Annotated in this window: 15 protein-coding genes; 7 read left to right on the plus strand and 8 right to left on the minus strand. The window is 51.8% G+C overall.

Annotated features, from left to right (window positions below; translation table 11 throughout):
• The first annotated feature begins 5 nt into the window (after positions 1–5).
• A complete protein-coding gene (locus PMI41_RS18065; RefSeq protein WP_008127248.1) occupies positions 6–425 on the plus strand; it encodes a hypothetical protein in 420 nt (139 codons plus the stop codon).
• A gap of 2 nt (positions 426–427) precedes the next feature.
• Here the strand turns inward: PMI41_RS18065 and PMI41_RS18070 are convergent, their stop codons facing one another.
• Positions 428–1069, minus strand: a complete 642-nt coding sequence (locus PMI41_RS18070) for a LysE family translocator (protein WP_008127249.1) — start codon at positions 1067–1069, stop codon at positions 428–430.
• A 170-nt stretch (positions 1070–1239) separates the two neighbouring features.
• Here PMI41_RS18070 and PMI41_RS18075 point away from each other — a divergent pair, with 170 nt between their 5' ends.
• The gene (locus tag PMI41_RS18075) at positions 1240–2463 is read left to right on the plus strand and encodes an argininosuccinate synthase (protein ID WP_008127251.1); all 1224 of its coding nucleotides are present in this window, start codon (positions 1240–1242) and stop codon (positions 2461–2463) included.
• Between the two features lie 104 nt (positions 2464–2567).
• The gene (locus PMI41_RS18080) at positions 2568–4616 is read left to right on the plus strand and encodes a M3 family metallopeptidase (protein WP_008127253.1); all 2049 of its coding nucleotides are present in this window, start codon (positions 2568–2570) and stop codon (positions 4614–4616) included.
• Positions 4617–4627: 11 nt separating this feature from the next.
• Here PMI41_RS18080 and PMI41_RS18085 read toward each other — a convergent pair whose 3' ends face one another.
• A complete protein-coding gene (locus tag PMI41_RS18085; RefSeq protein WP_040855866.1) occupies positions 4628–5449 on the minus strand; it encodes an alpha/beta hydrolase in 822 nt (273 codons plus the stop codon).
• A gap of 200 nt (positions 5450–5649) precedes the next feature.
• Entirely contained in the window at positions 5650–6072 is a 423-nt protein-coding gene (locus PMI41_RS18090; protein WP_008127257.1) for an organic hydroperoxide resistance protein, read from the minus strand.
• A 164-nt stretch (positions 6073–6236) separates the two neighbouring features.
• Between PMI41_RS18090 and PMI41_RS18095 the strand changes: the two genes are divergently transcribed.
• The gene (locus PMI41_RS18095) at positions 6237–6698 is read left to right on the plus strand and encodes a MarR family transcriptional regulator (RefSeq protein WP_040855869.1); all 462 of its coding nucleotides are present in this window, start codon (positions 6237–6239) and stop codon (positions 6696–6698) included.
• 45 nt (positions 6699–6743) lie between these two features.
• Here the strand turns inward: PMI41_RS18095 and PMI41_RS18100 are convergent, their stop codons facing one another.
• A complete protein-coding gene (locus PMI41_RS18100) occupies positions 6744–7778 on the minus strand; it encodes an aspartate-semialdehyde dehydrogenase (protein ID WP_008127261.1) in 1035 nt (344 codons plus the stop codon).
• Positions 7779–8359: 581 nt separating this feature from the next.
• Here PMI41_RS18100 and PMI41_RS18105 point away from each other — a divergent pair.
• Positions 8360–10246: an MFS transporter gene (locus PMI41_RS18105; RefSeq protein ID WP_008127266.1), complete on the plus strand. Its 1887-nt coding sequence runs from the start codon at positions 8360–8362 to the stop codon at positions 10244–10246.
• 63 nt (positions 10247–10309) lie between these two features.
• Here PMI41_RS18105 and leuB read toward each other — a convergent pair whose 3' ends face one another.
• Complete coding sequence (gene leuB, locus PMI41_RS18110; protein ID WP_008127268.1) at positions 10310–11422, minus strand: 3-isopropylmalate dehydrogenase; 1113 nt, start codon at positions 11420–11422, stop codon at positions 10310–10312.
• Positions 11423–11598: 176 nt separating this feature from the next.
• Positions 11599–12204, minus strand: a complete 606-nt coding sequence (gene leuD / locus PMI41_RS18115) for a 3-isopropylmalate dehydratase small subunit (protein ID WP_008127271.1) — start codon at positions 12202–12204, stop codon at positions 11599–11601.
• Positions 12205–12354: 150 nt separating this feature from the next.
• On the opposite strand from leuD, the gene PMI41_RS18120 reads away from it, so the two are divergent.
• Together PMI41_RS18120 and PMI41_RS18125 are read left to right on the plus strand one after the other, a co-directional pair.
• Positions 12355–13236 carry a CoA ester lyase gene (locus PMI41_RS18120; protein ID WP_008127274.1) on the plus strand — a complete coding sequence of 294 codons (882 nt, stop codon included), beginning with the start codon at positions 12355–12357 and terminating at the stop codon, positions 13234–13236.
• Positions 13237–13272: 36 nt separating this feature from the next.
• Entirely contained in the window at positions 13273–13482 is a 210-nt protein-coding gene (locus PMI41_RS18125) for a DUF1737 domain-containing protein (protein ID WP_008127276.1), read from the plus strand.
• Here PMI41_RS18125 and PMI41_RS18130 read toward each other — a convergent pair.
• Together PMI41_RS18130 and PMI41_RS18135 are read right to left on the minus strand one after the other, a co-directional pair.
• Positions 13479–13820, minus strand: a complete 342-nt coding sequence (locus tag PMI41_RS18130; protein ID WP_008127278.1) for a hypothetical protein — start codon at positions 13818–13820, stop codon at positions 13479–13481. The two genes, PMI41_RS18125 and PMI41_RS18130, sit on opposite strands and share 4 nt — an antisense overlap.
• A gap of 17 nt (positions 13821–13837) precedes the next feature.
• Entirely contained in the window at positions 13838–14260 is a 423-nt protein-coding gene (locus PMI41_RS18135; RefSeq protein ID WP_008127280.1) for a metallopeptidase family protein, read from the minus strand.
• Positions 14261–14298: the final 38 nt, after the last annotated feature.

Genomic DNA, 14298 nt, shown 5'->3' on the forward strand with positions numbered 1-14298 from the left:
CGCGTATGGTGTACCTCGTACGTTTCGCGCTGATCGTTTTCGGATTTGTCTGCGCGATCTTTGCCGCATCGATATTTCTCAATATGCTTCTGATCGGCAGCACGGAATGGATTGGTGGTGAAGGTCCGTTTCTTTATTTGACCATACCAGCCTTTGCCTCGGCGATTGGCTATAGCGTATTCGTCCCAGCGGCCCTTATCATCATCTATGCCGAATTGACGGCATGGCGCGACTGGCTTTTCTATGCGCTTGGTGGTGCCGCTACGGCTGTGGTCGTCATCGTTTGGAAGTGGCGTCCTCAGACCGAAGATATCAGCACATTCGCCGCCATCCTTGCCACAGGTGTTGTAGGCGGTTTCGTTTACTGGATGATCTCCGGGCGCAGTGCTGGCATTTTCCCGCCCCGCCCTACCACTACATTATAAAACTATTTCGCCTGGGCCAGCAGAATCTTGGCAGCAAAGGCTGAGAAAACACCGGCAAATAACCAGTCTGTAATGCGTGTTACAGTCGGGTTCTTTCTTAGCAGCATTGAAAACCTGTCGGCCGCTATGATCATCGGTGCAACCACCGGCAATGAAAGCGGTATGAAAAGAACGCCAAGAAAAAACAGTTTGCCTGGCGCATGCGGATCGCTGGCGGAAACGAACTGTGGCAGGAACGTCATGAAGAAGAGAATGATCTTCGGGTTGAGCAGATTGATACCCAATCCGGTCAGCCAATTCTGAAATAATGTATGGGCCTGCCCGGTCTTCTTCTCAGGTGAGAACGCGGAACCGTAACGGATCGCCTGATAGGCCAGCCAAACCAGATAGCCGGCACCCACTACCTTCAGTGCAAGAAAAGCAGCGGGTGAGGCCACGATAAGCGCCGACAAGCCAATGGCCACCATTGTCGTATGAATAACGATGCCGGTGCAGGCACCCGCCATGCAGGCAAAACCCGCAGCCTTGCCTTCAGATAGCGCACGCCCGACAAAAAGCGTCATATCCGGCCCCGGCGTAATCGAGAGAACAAAAGTAGCAACTGCGAACTGCAATATAATTGGCCAGTCGGGAATGAAGTTCATCATGGGCTCCGAGAAAAACTGGCGGAAGCTAACGCGAAAGATGGCGTTTTGCCATACGTATTTGCTCTTCTTTGCGTTTTAGCTACGCTTGCCAATAGCGGCGCAAATGCTACAAGACCCCAATTGAAATTTCGGGATCGCGACGGCGGTCTACAGACAGGATATTTGCAATGAATAAATGGAAAGACGTCAAGAAAGTCGTGTTGGCCTATTCGGGTGGACTGGATACTTCGATCATCCTGAAATGGCTGCAGACAGAACTTGGCGCAGAGGTCGTTACCTTCACTGCGGATCTTGGTCAGGGCGAGGAGCTTGAGCCTGCGCGCAAGAAGGCCGAGATGCTTGGTATCAAGGAAATCTACATTGAAGACGTTCGCGAAGAATTCGTTCGCGACTTTGTTTTTCCGATGTTCCGCGCCAATGCCGTTTATGAAGGTGTGTACCTGCTTGGCACGTCAATTGCGCGCCCGCTTATCTCGAAACATCTTGTAGAAATTGCTGCCCGCACCGGAGCCGACGCGATAGCGCATGGCGCGACTGGAAAAGGCAACGATCAGGTTCGTTTCGAGCTGTCAGCATATGCGCTCAATCCTGATATCAAGGTTATCGCACCTTGGCGCGACTGGACTTTCAAGTCCCGTACAGATCTCCTCGAGTTCGCACGCGAACATCAGATTCCGATTGCCAAAGACAAGCTCGGAGAAGCTCCCTTCTCTGTTGATGCCAATCTTCTTCATTCTTCCTCGGAAGGCAAAGTGCTGGAAGACCCATGGCAGGAAGCCCCGGAATATGTTCACCAGCGCACAATCTCACCTATGGACGCACCAGACAAAGTCACTGAAATCGAGATTGCCTTTGAAAAGGGTGATGCAGTCGCTATCGATGGCAAGCCGCTTTCGCCGGCAACCTTGTTGAAGACATTGAACGATCTTGGTCACGACAACGGAATTGGTCGCCTCGATCTGGTCGAGAACCGTTTCGTTGGCATGAAATCACGCGGCGTTTATGAAACGCCCGGCGGCACGATCCTGCTTGCAGCACATCGCGCAATGGAATCAATCACGCTTGATCGCGGGGCGGCGCATCTCAAGGATGAGTTCATGCCACGCTATGCGGAATTGATCTATAATGGTTTCTGGTACTCACCTGAGCGTGAAATGCTGCAGGCCATGATCGACAAAAGCCAGGAAGACGTAGAAGGCACTGTCCGCCTGAAACTCTATAAAGGCAACGTCATGGTTTCCGGACGCAAGTCGAACAAGTCCCTCTACTCTGATGCTCTTGTCACATTCGAAGATGACCGCGGTGCCTATGATCAGAAAGATGCTGCAGGCTTCATCCGCCTGAATGCTCTTCGGTTGCGTACGCTCGCAGCGCGCAAGCGCAACAGCTAAGAATACAAAACGGCGGGCTGGTCCCGCCGTTTTACTTTTGTCGCTTGTTGTCGCCAATTTGGCACCCTAGATGATAGCCATAAGTTCATACGACGGAGTTCCCCATGCCTTCAGACAAGCCAGCCATCAATGCCGCGTTGACAAACTGGACAGGGCCTCTGGGTCTGCCGGACTTTACAGCCTTCAATGATCACGACTTTGCCGCGGCTTTCGATGCGGCCTTGGCGGACGATCTTGCCGACATTGATGCAATTATCAGCCATCATGAAGCGCCTACAATCGAAAACACGTTGAAAGCTCTGCAGCTTTCCGGCCAATCGCTAGATCGGGTATCATCAATCTTCTGGATGCTGACCGGTGCGAACACCAACGATACGATTCAGGCACTCGAGCGAGCAATAGCTCCCAAACTGTCCCGTCATTCATCCTCCATCATGATGAATCCGCATTTGTTCGCCCGTATCGATTCCCTCTACGAACAGCGTGATCTGCTCGGGCTGGATTCTGAAACGGATCGCGTGCTGGAAAAAGTCTGGAAAGGTTTTGTACGCAGCGGCGCGCGGCTGGATGATCAGGGCAAGGCACGTCTTGCGGACATAAATGAGAAACTGGCAAGCCTCGGCGCGCAGTTTGACCAGAATGTGCTGAAGGACGAGTCTGACTGGGCGTTATTCATTACGGACGATTCTGAGCTTGCCGGTTTGCCTGATTTCGTTCGCGATGCCATGCGTGGAGCTGCTGAAGAGCGCAACCGTGCAGATGCATGGGCCGTTACGTTGTCACGCGAAATTATTGAGCCTTTCCTATCGTTCTCGGAAAATCGTGATCTGCGCGAAAAAGCATTCCGCGCCTGGGCGGCACGGGGTGAGAATGGCGGAGCTACCGACAATGTCGCCATCGTCGCGCAGACTGTGGCTCTTCGATCAGAGAAGGCGCAGCTTCTCGGATATAAGAGCTTTGCTGCCTACAAGCTTGACGACAGCATGGCGAAGACGCCCAAAGCAGTGATGGACCTGTTGGAACCGGTTTGGCAAAAGGCCAAGGCACGTGCCGAAGAAGAAGAGAACGATCTGCAGCAATTGATCACCAAAGACGGGCGCAATCACAAGGTCGCGCCTTGGGACTGGCGCTTCTACGCTGAAAAGCTCCGCAGCGAGCGCTTCGCCTTCGATGCGGCTGAATTGAAACCATATTTGCAGCTCGAAAAAATCATTGAAGCTTGCTTCGAAGTTGCGACACGCCTGTTCGGTATCACATTCAAGGAAAAGTCTGGGATCACAACCTGGCACCCGGATGTGCGCGTCTGGAAAGTCTTCAATCCGGACGGAACGGAATGCGGCGTGTTCATTGGCGACTATTTCAGTCGCCAGTCGAAACACTCCGGCGCATGGATGAGCGCATTGCAGTCGCAACACAAACTGGGCTCAGTACAAAAGCCGATCATCTACAATGTGATGAATTCTGCCAAACCAATAAAGGGCGAACCAGCACTGCTGTCGCTGGATGGCGCACGTACACTTTTCCATGAATTCGGCCACGCCCTGCACGGCCTCCTTTCCAATGTCACATGGCCAGCCGTTTCCGGCACATCCGTTTCACGCGACTTTGTTGAGCTTCCATCCCAACTCTATGAGCATTGGCTGACTGTACCTGCAATACTCCAGAAATACGCGATCCACTATCGCACCGGAGAAGCAATGCCAAAGGCATTGCTGGATAAAGTGCTTGCAGCCGACACATTCAACGCCGGTTTCAACACGGTGGAGTTCACCTCATCGGCATTGGTCGATATGGCATTCCATGCAGATGGTACCCCGCCGGAAAATCCGATCAAGTTTGAGGCAGCTACATTGCAGCAGCTCGACATGCCAGACGCCATTATCATGCGCCACCGTACCCCGCATTTCAAACATGTGTTCTCCGGTGAAGGATATTCCGCCGGGTATTATTCCTATTTGTGGTCAGAAGTGCTTGATGCTGATGCGTTCAAGGCTTTTGAGGAGACCGGGGATTCGTTCAACTCCGAACTCGCTTCGAAGTTGAAGAAGTATATTTATTCGGCGGGCGGCAGCAAAGACCCCGAAGAGCTTTACAAGGCTTTCCGGGGTAAAATGCCCACGCCCGATGCCATGATCGAAAAGCGTGGGCTTTGAGATTGTAGCAATCAGGATTTGGCGAAAGCCAGAAGATCAGCGTTAAGCTTGTCCTTGTGCGTCGTGGCTAGGCCATGCGGCGCACCGGCATAGACGTTCAGGGTGGCATTCTTTACCAGCTTCACGGCTTTACGGGCAGCATCGTCGATCGGAACGATCTGGTCATCGTCACCATGGATAAACAATGTGGGCACGTCGATCTTTTTCAGATCTTCCGTAAAGTCGGTTTCAGAGAACGCCTTGATGCAGAAATACGAGGCAGGCATTCCAGCCATCATCCCCTGTAGCCAGAAGGCGTTCCTGATACCTTCAGACTCTTTCGCACCAGTTCGATTATAGCCATAGAACGGGAGAGAGAGATCCTTGAAAAATTGCGAGCGGTCGGCAATGACGCCATCACGAATGCCATTGAAAACATCGATAGGAAGGCCTTCGGGATTTGCATCTGTCTTCAGCATAAGCGGAGGCACTGCACCGACGAGAACAGCTTTGGCTACACGTTTGGTACCGTGACGACCTATATAACGGGCAACTTCACCACCTCCGGTTGAGTGGCCGACCATAATTGCGTCTTTGAGATCGAGTTCCTCAAACAGCTCGGCAAGATCATCGGCATAGGTATCCATATCATTGCCGTTCCAAGGTTGGCTGGAACGTCCATGACCACGCCGATCATGGGCAATAACGCGGTAGCCATTGGAGGCGAGGAAAAACATCTGGTCTTCCCATGCGTCTGAAGAAAGTGGCCAGCCATGGCTGAAAACGACTGGCTGCCCCTTGCCCCAATCCTTGTAGTAAATCTCTGTTCCATCCTTTGTAGTGATCGTGGTCATTGTTTTATGTCCTTTCACGGGTTGGTCGGATTTTTTCTGCCTGGCTTTATCAGCCGCCACCGCAGGAAGAGATGGAAGGCTGAGAACTGCTGCCACTCCAATGCCTGCGGTCAGTACCGAACGGCGTGAGGTCAAATTCTTTAAGCTGTTGCTCATGATGCTAGCTCTCCTTCATAACTCTACGGTGACGGTTTCAAGCATCAATTAATCGAAATACGTACGTCGAGATTGCTGCGGGTTGCTTCCGAGTAAGGGCAGACGATGTGGGCTGCATCGACGAGTTCGCGGGCCTGTCCAGCTTCAATGCCTGGCAATGTCACAGCAAGTGCTACGTCCAGGCCAAAGCCTTTACCGTCTTCACGCGGGCCAATTCCAACGGTGGCGGTGACGGCGGTTTCCTCGGAAAGCTTGATCTTCTTCTGCGAAGCTACAAACTTCAATGCACCGAGAAAGCAGGCGGAGTATCCCGCGCCGAATAGCTGTTCAGGATTGGTGCCCTGCGCACCGTTACCACCAAGTTCCTTTGGTGTCGAAAGCGTAACTTCCAGACGACCATCTTCACTTTTGGCACTACCGTCACGTCCGCCGGTTGCTGTCGCTTTGGTTGTATAGAGAATGCTCATTTTCATTTCCTTTCGGGGTTGTGATTGTTCGATGCATATTAAATTGCACGCAATTAAATTGTATGCAATAGTTATTTTCATAAATGATGAAAAATTAAATGATGTGCAATTCAAAACACTTGGCTATTCTGTGCCAAGCTATTGAGAAGGAACAGGAAATGAATATGAAAGAGAAGGGCCAGGAGTCACAGTTGAAGCTGGAGAATTTTCTTTGCTTCGCCATCTATTCCACGGCGAACGCTGTTACGCGTGCCTATCAGCCCCGCCTGACAGCGTTGAAGCTGACCTATCCGCAATATCTGGTGATGGTGGTTTTGTGGGAAGAAGAGAACCAGACCGTTACTGCAATCGGTGACAAGCTTAGCCTGGATTCAGGTACTTTGACACCACTGTTAAAGAGGCTTGAGGCAGCTGGGTTAATATCACGGCGGCGCGACAAGGCCGACGAGCGTCAGGTTCTGATCAACTTGACAGATGAAGGCAGGGCGATGAAAGAACGGGCTGAATCCGTGCCGATCGCAATGGGGCAGGCATTCGGTTGCACAATGGATGAGGCACGGGGCATGCGTGCCGAGCTGATCGGCTTGCGGGACAATCTTGTGGCAAGCCTCGACGAAGCAAAATAAAAGGCGCTGTCTCCAGCGCCTTTTACAAACAAGTGATATCGGCTGTTACGCAGCAATTTTCTTTGGCTGGATTAGTCCGCGTGCAACCAGAAGTTCAGCAATCTGCACAGTGTTCAGCGCAGCGCCCTTGCGAAGGTTATCCGAAACAATCCAGAGCGACAGGCCATTTTCGACGGTGATGTCCTCACGGATACGCGAAATATAGGTCGCGTCTTCGCCGGCTGCCTCATAAGGCGTGATGTAGCCACCATCTTCGTGACGGTCGATAACCAGGCAGCCCGGCGCATCGCTCAGGATTTCCCGCGCTTCTTCGGCACTCATCGGGCTTTCAAACTCGATATTCACGGCTTCCGAGTGACCAATGAAAACAGGAACGCGTACACAGGTTGCTGTCAATTTGATCTTTGGGTCGAGCATCTTCTTGGTCTCGGCGACCATCTTCCACTCTTCCTTTGTATACCCGTCTTCCATGAAAACATCGATATGCGGAATAACGTTGAAGGCGATGCGCTTGGTAAACTTCTTCGCCTCCACAGGATCAGCCACGAACACCGCGCGTGATTGCTGGAACAACTCATCCATACCGTCCTTGCCAGCGCCGGAAACAGACTGGTAGGTCGCAATAACGAGGCGCTTGATGCGCGCCTTGTCGTGCAAAGGCTTCAAGGCAACCACGAGCTGTGCGGTCGAGCAATTCGGATTGGCAATGATGTTCTTCTTGCTGAACCCGGCAATCGCGTCTGGATTAACTTCCGGAACAATCAACGGCACATTTGAATCGTAGCGCCAAGCCGACGAGTTATCGATGACAACACAGCCCTGCGCGCCGATTTTCGGCGACCATTCCTTTGAAATATTGCCACCAGCGGACATCAGGCAAATATCAGTGTCGGAAAAATCATAGGTATCGAGCGCTTTAACCTTAAGCGTACGGTCGCCATAGGAGACCTCTGTCCCCTGAGAACGGCGTGAAGCGAGCGCTACAACTTCGCTTACCGGAAAGCCGCGCTCCTCGAGTATTGTCAACATTTCGCGGCCCACATTGCCTGTGGCGCCAACAATCGCAACCTTGAAACTCATTTGTAATTCTCCTGTCCCTCTCCGCTGCTTATAACCCGCTGGCCACCGCGGGTCCTATCCCCCGGGCCGGACCCGGGAGGGGGCGAGCAGGCCAAGGGAAATCAGACCGTTTTGGTGGTCATTTTCGAGAGTTTTTTGGCCGAAATTTTAGTCAGAACAGCAGGCGCAGCAACGCAACCGGCGAAAATGCCGGAGTCGTTCAATGAAAATAGCGATGTTGATTCGCTATGCATGCGAGGCTCTCCTTGTCCGCTTGTGCTTGTACGCGGTTTCCTAAAAGAGTCAATTACATCTTTAACGAGCAAGAATATGTCGTGTTACACACAATTTTAGACATTTGATACAAGTTACGGGCTTTGCTTTCTTCAATATTTAGTCAACAATTCATTGGGGCATTGGGTTGTATGACCTTGGGGGAAAGAAATTCACAAGGACATTCACCAGCGCGCGATCTGCGACAGCAATAAGCCAAGCAATAAAGAGCGCGCGTATGTGTCAAAATGGGGGCATGGCACACGGTTTAGACTTATCATGTCTCTTTGAACTTGGGGCTTAATTGCTGTTTTCTGGGAGGAATAGAAATGGCATCCACTACCGTGGCCGGCGCTACCAGCCGGGGGATGACGCGGGAAGAAAAGAAGGTGATCTTCGCTTCTTCTCTCGGCACTGTTTTTGAATGGTATGACTTTTACCTGTACGGTTCTTTGGCTGCCTTCATCGGCGCCGCGTTCTTCAGTGAATATCCTGAAGCAACCCGCAATATCTTTGCTTTGCTTGCTTTCGCCGCCGGCTTTCTGGTCCGCCCATTTGGCGCACTGGTCTTCGGGCGTATCGGAGACCTCGTTGGCCGGAAATATACCTTCCTTGTTACAATCCTGATTATGGGCCTTTCGACCTTTCTGGTCGGCATTCTGCCAGGGTCAGCAAGTTGGGGTATCGCAGCGCCGATCATCCTGATCGTCCTGCGTATGCTTCAGGGCCTTGCCCTTGGCGGTGAATATGGTGGCGCAGCGACTTATGTTGCTGAACATGCACCGAGCAACCGCCGTGGTTTCTATACGTCCTGGATTCAGACCACAGCAACGCTGGGCCTGTTCCTGTCGCTCATCGTGATCCTGATCATACAGAATTCAATGACCAAGGAAGCTTTCTCCGCTTGGGGCTGGCGTATACCATTCATCCTGTCATTCGTTCTCCTTGGAATTTCTGTCTGGATTCGGCTTTCGTTGAGTGAATCGCCTGCCTTCAAAAAGATGAAGGAAGAAGGCAAGGGCTCCAAGGCGCCGCTTTCAGAAGCATTCGGCCAGTGGAAGAATGCCAAGATCGCGTTGCTTGCTCTTTTCGGATTGACTGCAGGTCAGGCTGTTGTCTGGTATTCAGGTCAGTTCTACGCGCTGTTCTTCCTGCAGAACGTTCTCAAGGTTGACGGCCAGTCGGTTAACATCATGATTGCCATCGCACTATTGCTTGGCACGGGCTTCTTCGTCCTCTTTGGCTGGCTTTCCGACAAGATTGGCCGCAAGCCGATCATCATGGCTGGTCTGGCGCTCGCGATCATCACTTACTTCCCGCTGTTTAAAGCTCTGACATGGGCCGCCAATCCGGCCCTTGCTTCGGCACAGCAGAACGTAAGGGCAACCGTGACTGCGGCACCGGGAGATTGTAACTTCCAGTTCAATCCGGTTGGCACTAGAAAGCCACTCACATCGTGTGATATCGCAACTGACTTCCTCGCGAAGAATTCCATTCCTTACGACATTGTCGCAACAGCCGCTGCAGGAACTGCTGCGACTGTCAAGATCGGAGCGGAGACAGTTGAATCCTACGATGCAACCACTGCTGGCGCTGAGGCAGCAGCAAAAGATGGTGCATTCAAAAAGGGCGTGAATATTGCGCTTCAGGATGGCGGTTATCCACTGGTACGCGACCCTGCAAAGGTTGCAGACAGCAAACTGGACGCCTTGGTGGCAGGAAATCCAAAATTGGCGCTTGATGCGGCTGCTATCCGCGCCGGTGAAAAGACTGTCGTTCCGGTTGACCAAGCCGTGAAGGACAAACTGATTACCGCCGAAGAAGCTGCCGGTGCCACAGAGGTTACGGTCTACTCCGTACCCAAAGCTGGTGCGTTCAAGATGGTAGCCGATCCGGCAGCGGTCAATTGGCCAATGGTCGTCGGTATTCTGTTTATTCTCGTTATCTATGTGACGATGGTTTACGGACCGATTGCAGCAATATTGGTTGAAATGTTCCCGACTCGCATCCGCTACACCGGCATGTCTTTGCCATACCATATCGGTAACGGCTGGTTCGGTGGCCTGCTCCCTGCAACGGTGTTCGCGATGAGCGCTGCCAAGGGCGATATTTACTACGGGCTTTGGTATCCGATCGTGATTGCTGCGATGACATTGATCATCGGGCTGCTCTTCGTTCGCGATACGAAAGATACAGATCTGGACGAAGTTAAATAACAGCTCCAAACAAAAAGCCCGGCGCGAGCAATCGCGCCGGGCTTTTGATTTCAGTAATAGTGATCAGACAGCCAGAGATTTGAATTTGGCGAGGATCGCATCGCCCATCTCGACAGTGCCAACCTTGATCATGCCATCCGACATGATGTCTGCTGTTCGAATACCATCGTCAAGCACTCCGGCGATTGCAGCTTCCAACCGATCGGCCTCAGCAACCATATTGAACGAATAACGCAGGCACATCGCAAAAGAAGCAATCATTGCAATTGGATTTGCCGCGCCTGTACCGGCAATGTCCGGTGCAGAACCATGCACCGGCTCATAAAGCGCTTTACGGCTCCCGGTTTTTCCGTCTGGCGCACCAAGCGAGGCCGAAGGCAACATACCCAGCGAGCCTGTGAGCATCGCGGCAATATCCGAAAGCATGTCACCAAATAGATTGTCGGTGACGATAACGTCGAACTGCTTGGGCCAGCGTACAAGCTGCATGCCACCTGCATCGGCAAGCATGTGATCAAGCTTCACATCGGAATATTTTGCCTTGTGCGTCGCGGTGACAACTTCGTTCCACAAGACACCGGACTTCATGACATTGCGCTTTTCCATCGAGGTGACCTTGTTGCCGCGAGTCCGCGCCAATTCGAAGGCCACGCCCGAAATACGCTCGATCTCGTATGTGTCGTAAACCTGGGTATCAATGCCACGCTTCTGGCCATTGCCGAGATCGCGAATTTCCTTCGGCTCGCCGAAATACACGCCGCCGGTCAATTCCCGAACGATGAGAATATCCAGACCTTCAACGATTTCCTTTTTCAAAGACGATGAATCTGCCAGTGCCGGATAGCAGATGGCAGGACGCAGATTGGCAAAAAGCTCCATATCCTTGCGCAAACGCAGGAGACCGGCCTCAGGGCGCACATCGTAAGGAACACTATCCCACTTTGGGCCACCGACGGCACCGAACAAGACAGCATCAGATGCCAACGCCTTTTCCATATCCGTTTCGGAAATGGCTTTGCCATGTGCGTCATAAGCGCAGCCGCCCACCAAACCCTCCTCGAGCTCAAAGCCGGCTTTCAGCTCAGCATTCATATAGGCAATAATCTTGCGGACTTCGGCCATTGCCTCAGGACCGATACCATCGCCAGGAAGAAGGAAAAGCTTTTTCGATGCCATGCTGGAAACCTCGTTATGTGATCAACTCAAGTCTGGATGGCGCGTACTTAGCGCAACTTGAGCAAAGAAGAAAAGCATTTTGGGAAATTATCTTAAACACAAACTCGCGCCTGCCCTTCTACCCTGAATAAAAAAGCCCGGTAAAACCGGGCCCCTTTTTCCATGCTGCGGACCAATCAGGCCCATGGACGCTTTTCGGTATTGGATGCCTCGAAATTATCTATCTTCGAAGCCTTTTCCATGGTCAGACCGATATCGTCCAGACCATTGAGCATGCAGTAGCGGCGGAACTCATCCAGCTCGAAGCTGATCGATCCACCGTCAGGGCCTTTGATTGTCAAGGCTTCAAGGTCAATGGACAGGGTAGCATTTGAGCCACGCTGCGCATCATCCATTAGCTTGTCCAGATTTTCCTGGCTCACACGGATCGGCAAAATGCCGTTCTTGAAGCAGTTATTGTAGAAAATGTCAGCAAAGCTGGTGGAAATGACGCAGCGGATACCGAAATCCAGCAATGCCCATGGGGCATGCTCGCGGCTGGAACCGCAACCGAAATTATCACCGGCGACAAGAATCTGCGCCTTGCGGTATGCAGTCTTGTTCAGGACGAAATCGGAATTCTCGCTGCCATCTTCATTATAGCGCATTTCGGCAAATAGCCCCGTGCCCAAGCCGGTACGCTTGATCGTCTTAAGGTAATCCTTAGGAATGATCATATCTGTATCGACATTGATGATGGGCAGTGGAGCGGCCACGCCCGTGAGCTGGGTAAATTTATCCATGATAGCTGCCTGTAAGTCCGTGCGTAGATTAGAGAATACTCTTGGCTTTACACCAGCTGCGCCACGAATCAAAGCATTTCACCTGTGGCACTTTAGGCTTGATCTATCCCGCCTCTTGCCTTGCAAACATCTTCGAGGCAAAAAGTTGTGATGAGCAAGCTTTTCCGTACGCGCCGATCTGTCCTTTATGTTCCCGCATCCAATCCGAAAGCCTTGGCCAAAGTGGCATCGCTGGATGCGGATGCGATCATCTTCGATCTGGAGGATGCTGTTGCTCCGGAGGTCAAGGATGACGCCCGTGAGGCGCTGCGGGTTTATTTCAAAAGCAATCCGGATAGCCGTGCCGAGCGCATAATTCGCATCAATCATCTCGCCAGCGAGTGGGGAAGTGAAGATCTTCTTGCTGCTCGCGCCTGTAAACCTAACGCAATCCTGCTGCCGAAAGTCGAAAACCTGCAAGATGTGACGGGGGTAGCTGAAGTTCTTGAAGAAACCGATGCCTCCGAGAATGTGCGGCTCTGGGCGATGATAGAAACCACCCGCGGAATCATCAATGCTGATGAAATCGCTGAACTTGGTCTTCGATCTGCGGCCAGACTTGATTGCTTCGTTGTCGGCACCAATGACATAGCCAAGGAAACCGGTACAGTTTTGCAGAAAGGCCGCCAGTTCTTCACACCTTGGTTGATGCAAATCCTGCTTTGCGCCAAGGCCGGTCAGCTGGATATCATTGATGGCGTTTATAACGACTTCAAAGATCTTTCCGGCTTCGCGAGTGAGTGTGCCGAGGCCGTCAAAATGGGGTTTGATGGAAAGACACTGATCCATCCCTCTCAGATTGAACCGGCAAACGAGGCATTCACGCCTGACGACAAATCCGTAGCTGACGCACGCTCGATTGTGGAGGCGTTCTCACTTTCTGATAACGCAGGCAAGGGTGCAATTTCATTGAATGGTCGCATGGTCGAGCGTATGCATCTTGAGGTAGCGCAAAAGTTGCTGGCAAGAACCAAGGCAATCGGTCAGAATTGACCAACGTCAGATAAGCATAGGAATTGGAATACAGATATGAAGCTCTACAGATTTTTGACAGGCCCCGATGACGCAAGCTTTTGCCACAAGGTAACGGCTGCTCTTAACAAGGGCTGGCATATCTATGGCTCACCAACATATGCATTCAATTCCGTGACCGGCGTGATGCAATGCGGTCAAGCCGTGGTCAAGGATGTCGATGGTGTCGACTATGTGCCCGGAACAACAAAACTCAGCGATCATTAAATACCCAGCCGATACCTCAACGCCTGATATTGAGGTTCTGACGTATCGGCCATTGCCTCATCGCGGGTGGTTGGCTTGTCTTCAAAAGGTATAGGTCGGTCAAACTGGCTGACCGTCATATCCCAACGCACACCATCAATCAGATTGTAGAAATGCGTACCGCCATAAGTCTTGGTTTTGAGAATAGAACCGCCAAATATGTCCTGCACTATCAGTGATGTTACACTGCACTGTCCTTTAGCCGGGTTTTCAGTGGACCAGGAGGCTGAGCTTTCTGAACTCCATGCGGATTTGAGACTCTCATAGAGCACGTAAGGCGTGGCAAAATCGGCAGTCAAGGCAATCTCCCGTCAGGCTATTCTACGCTCGCTTCTATACGTTCCATCTCCTCGTCGGACAATCCAAAATGATGCCCGATTTCGTGAATAAGAACATGCGTGACAATATCGCCCAGACTCTCCTCATATTCTGCCCAATAATCGAGAACTGCGCGCCGATAGATCGTAATACGATTGGTTTGCTGGCCGGTCTGCAGCGAAAATCTTTCACTGATACCATTGCCTTCGAAGAGCCCCATGAGATCGAAAGGCGACTCCAGTCCCATGTCTTCAACGATCTGATCGTCGGGAAACTCTGAAATTTGCATAGTGATTTCGCCGCAAAGACTCCGAAAAGTTTCAGGCAAATGCGCATAGGCTTCGATTGCAAGCGATTCTATTTCGGCAATTGAAGGTGACAGGCGATTAGCCCAGTCAGCCGTTTGATTACTTCTGGCCATAACAGTTCCTAATGGAGGTATTTACGGCCTATATAGTG

Source organism: Phyllobacterium sp. YR531 (assembly GCF_000282595.1).
Classification (GTDB): domain Bacteria; phylum Pseudomonadota; class Alphaproteobacteria; order Rhizobiales; family Rhizobiaceae; genus Phyllobacterium.